Source organism: Oleiphilus sp. HI0067, assembly GCF_001635735.1.
This window is the reverse complement of sequence record NZ_LWFI01001691.1, coordinates 1-1,019: the sequence shown is the minus strand read 5'-3', so window position 1 is coordinate 1,019 and position 1,019 is coordinate 1. Positions and strand designations below refer to the sequence as shown.

Below are 1,019 nucleotides of genomic sequence, written 5' to 3'. Positions count from 1 at the left end.
GTTGATTTGCCTGACCCTTGGCAACCAACTAGCCCAATAAACACAGGTTCTTTCATGGGCGCCCGATAGCGTAGCAAAGCATCTACAACGGGATCGAAGTATCGCGAGGCTGTGTTTCTAAAACTTTTTGGCAGACGCTCTTCTTCTAAGAATTTATCTATCACTTGCACGATGATCTCGATCCGTTCACTTGTTGCGTATCACGTATCGTAACTAGTGCATGATGCATACCAAATGGTCTTTGATGCGCCAAAGCGTTTAAGCGTAGGGTCTGATGGAAAGCAACCTGACAGTTAAGCGAACTAAAATTGCGCATCAGGTAGTAACGACACGCCGTGCGCACCATTATGAGGCAAAATTAACGTTGATTTAGCTAGGCTGGAAATTAAATGGTAGAACGTGCACCAACTCTGGTGCGTTTGATGGCCCGAAATTAGTCAGCTTCATTCGCGCAACCAGTTTGGCGACGAGTTTTGGGTCACCGAGCGTGTCTTCAAGCACCTCGACAGAAGAAACTAATCCAGAAGACAAAATAGTTATTTTAAGTGTTAACGCACCTTCTAGGAATGGGGCGTCTCTCAGTGCCCGGTTGTACAATAAATTGAATGTTGAGCGAACACCCTCTACAACGAGTTGCACCTCAGCCATATCTCGCGTCTTTCCTGCGTTTTTCTCCGCGAGTGCGAGGGCTTTTTCTTCTTCACGTACTTGCAGCGTTGAATATTCTTGATCGTCCAATGTTGCTTGGCGTGTATCGATTTGCTGTTCCGACTGAGCTGTTGCGTTCGAGGTTTTGCTCAATACAGACTGATCCGGTGAACCGATACTTAATGGCCCTGACTCGGCTTTTACTTGCTTCGCTGAAGAATAGAAGCCTGATGCGGCGACCGAACTCGATAGCGCTGCCATTTGGCTTTGCATAGCAAGCAAACCACTATTACTTGCGACTTCTCGTGCCTGTTTTATTTGTTCCGCGGTGCTCTTCTGGGTTTCCACTCGTTTTTTGGGTTGCGCTTTAA

1 protein-coding gene is annotated in these 1,019 nt (G+C 46.9%); it reads right to left on the bottom strand.

Going from position 1 to position 1,019, the window contains the following annotated elements; translation table 11 throughout:
- Nucleotides 1–369 precede the first annotated feature (369 nt).
- A partial coding sequence (locus A3739_RS27000) for an AgmX/PglI C-terminal domain-containing protein (RefSeq protein ID WP_231877161.1) occupies nucleotides 370–1,019 on the bottom strand: 650 nt, incomplete at its 5' end.